Source organism: Veillonella sp. VA139 (assembly GCF_003992005.1).
In the GTDB taxonomy this organism is placed as follows: domain Bacteria; phylum Bacillota; class Negativicutes; order Veillonellales; family Veillonellaceae; genus F0422.
The window spans coordinates 1-3272 of the sequence record NZ_RQVL01000052.1 but is presented as its reverse complement, the minus strand read 5'-3'; the positions used below and the strand labels follow the sequence as shown (position 1 = coordinate 3272).

Below are 3272 nucleotides of genomic sequence, written 5' to 3'. Positions count from 1 at the left end.
TTATTTGAACACATTCATTGTAACAAAGGATGACCTTCTTTTGCTATTTTATTTTCCCACAAACATTTTACACTAACATATAACAGTTATTCTATGCAGATGGAACGTATCTATACACATAGGGATTTCTCACGTTACCTATGGCAATCATCACTACGTTGGACCACCCTCTGGGTGACATACCAATAGTACAGAAAATAGCACTAGCTAAACTCACCGCTAGTGCTATCTTATGCTGTCCATAGAGGCTATGCAATTTTCTAAACTCTGTTTCATGACATAGCACACATCATATACATAGGACTCTGTTTCATGTAAACACAACCCTATGCTGAACGATTCATCCCGAGAAGATCTACATCAATGTGTTAGAATGTATGTCGAAAACCCAAGTTCACTTGCCAAGATTGTTTCACCTTATGACGTGTGGATCGTTGAGATTCTAAGTAGAATTGTTCCGTTTTGTCTTTGCTAAGATAGGTAAAACCAAATCCATAGGTAAACCAACGCTCTCGTTTCGTTGGTGTTTCCACAGCAGCCCCATTAAAGGTATGTTTCGTATCCCCTAACAATTCTTGTTCACACATAAATTTAATATACGGATTCGCCCGTTCTGTTTTGATATGATCTACACCTGCACGGAATCCTAAACGAAGTACTAAACTACGGAAATCATCAGTTACAGAAGTCAATCCATGTTTCATATACAATGGATAGCCGCCAGTAAAATGATAGGATAGTTGTGCTTCTGGTTGGATGAAATATTTCCGTCGTTCCGTTTCCTTACGATAGAATCGACGTCCCATTTCAGCAGACAACAAGTACGACGTTGTTTGCATAGTATTCGAAGAAATATCCGTGTTGTTATTGTTGAACATATCAAATCCACCACGGTACGTCGCCACTCGTCCTACCAGGTCCACATAGGTGTGATTTTCTCTATTCAACCACGTAGAATATAGACCAATTTCACGCTGTACCAGTTTTAATGATCCTGTCACACCATCCAGAGAACCATAGGAATGCAGCATGCCTAACTCAATACCGTGATAACTATTCCATCGTCCTTTTGTGCGTTTCCAATCATAACCACCTTGTAAACCATAATATCGATGTTGATAGGACCCACGTTTGAATGTAGGATCTGCATAGAATTTACCTTCAATATGTTTAATCCAAAAATCATTAGAAGTTTTTAATTCTTTTTCAAAGTGAATTTCACCTAATCGTTGCACCAACGTACCCATGGTGGTTACATTCGCCTGATAGATTATATTGTGTAGTACGTCTACCGCCTGAGCCCCTGAACTTAACCGCCCTGTAGGATTTAGGTAAAAGTCATCATGAACAACTTCTGTTTCATCTTTACCTTCAATTTTAACAAGTTTAGAATCATCTGGACGAGTCAATGTAAATTCATAGGCCCCTTGATCAGTGGTGCCGTTAATTAATTTGAAATGTCCCTTAATATCGTCTTTATTTTCTGTGACATATTCTACGAGCTTTGCATATTCGTGTCCTTTCGTAGGCGCAGTTCCATCATCTTTATAGATTATTTTATGATCGCCCTCGCTAGATTTACGAACGATTAACTTATCAGCTATACCTTGACCTTTATTCTTATCAGTAAAATCAGCAATCTTTCCATGCATATTGAAAGTACCACCAGTACCTTTCAAATTTTCCACGGATATATTAATATTCCGCTTAGGATTCGCGAAGTTGACCGTTGCACCATTGGAAATATTAAAATTATTAATCTTCGATGTATTCGTCGCCTCCCAACGAGAACCATTGGTCATAGTAAAGTTGAATTTCGTCTCCACATGGTCTGCTTCTTTTGTTAAGTCACGGTTTTCCTCAAACAGATTTTGTCCATTAGGCGGATTATTAGGGTCATCAGGATCACCACCATATTTTTGTTTACCAATATGAGCTTCTCCGTGGAAATAGGAGTCCTTATTTTTTAAATTTAATTCAAGCTTACCCCCATTCAGAACGTGAATATCACCGTCGATTTGTACTTTTCCATCGCCTTTAACTTCAACTTTACTGTTTTTACCATCAATATTAAAAGCATCTCCAATAGATTTTTGTTTTCCCTCTTCATCAAGTACAGGTTGTACATCTATTTTCACATCACTATAAAAAGTAGCACGATCGTAAGATTCCTCGGGTACATCATCACTGCTCGCAGCTTTTTTCGGTAAATTCCCTACATACACACCGTAATTTTCTGCATTCATTCTGTTACCACGGTCTACCTTGATATTTACAGCCCCATAAAAATCCATTTCCGTTTGATTGATAATAGTTCTCCTAGGACCCGTATTATTTATATTCACATTTCTATATTGGGTGATACCAATCCCACGCCCTTTTGAGGTACCAGATACCGTATAAATATTAAGGGTGGAATCCTTCTCTAATTTGATATGGGTATGGCTTTTTTGTCCTGGTGCATTCATTAAGATGTTATCGCTTTTTAACAACTCAATGCCATTCATTTCCGGATTATTAGTCACCTTAGATCCATCTGTAAAGAGATAGTTCGTCCCTTTAAAAGTAATCGTCGTGTCAGACATTCCCTTACCATCTGTGGTCAACGTTTGGTTTCCAAAGATAGAATGCCTAGAATTTATGGTTTTAATCGACACATTTTCTAAGGTAATATCATTATGCCCCTTATAGCTATTATCGGCTAATAGAAAACCTGCATTTTCAGCAGCACTTTGTAACCTATATCTATTTGCGCTCACATAGCCTATAGGTTTGTCTTTGACTATCGTCCAGTGTGCTGGTGCTTTCACTTCCGTTCCATCAAAATGTTTCCACTTTGATGTTGCTACATCAGTTTGGTTAGCAATAGTATCACTGACTGTACCATTTCCCTTAACAGTGACTTCATTTGTCCCATCATGAGCTGCAACAACCAAGGAATTAATTGGTGTAGTCTCCGTACTCTTATCTATTACAGCCCCTTTAAGTTCCTCATTCTTATTTGATACCACCGCCGTATACTTAGGATTTGTAATAATTTTTCCTTGCCTAGGCGCTGCCCACACATTGGTAACTAGGGAAATTGTTATTAATGATAGCAAAAGTTGTTTCCGTTTCATGGAATATAACACCCCAACACATATAATATAATATAATATAATATAATATAATATAATATAATATAACATCGTCTTCTGACGGTGTCAAGTTTTTGTTGGAAAAATAATTACCTAGCTTTAAAAGAGGGTTCCTCGTCACTAAAGAATCCTGCG

The 3272-nt window shown here is 37.6% G+C and carries 1 protein-coding gene; it reads right to left on the bottom strand.

Annotated elements, in window-relative coordinates; genetic code table 11:
- Positions 1-368: 368 nt before the first annotated feature.
- Complete coding sequence (locus EO125_RS09650; protein ID WP_127148713.1) at positions 369-3119, bottom strand: autotransporter domain-containing protein; 2751 nt, start codon at positions 3117-3119, stop codon at positions 369-371.
- Between the last annotated feature and the right edge of the window lie 153 nt (positions 3120-3272).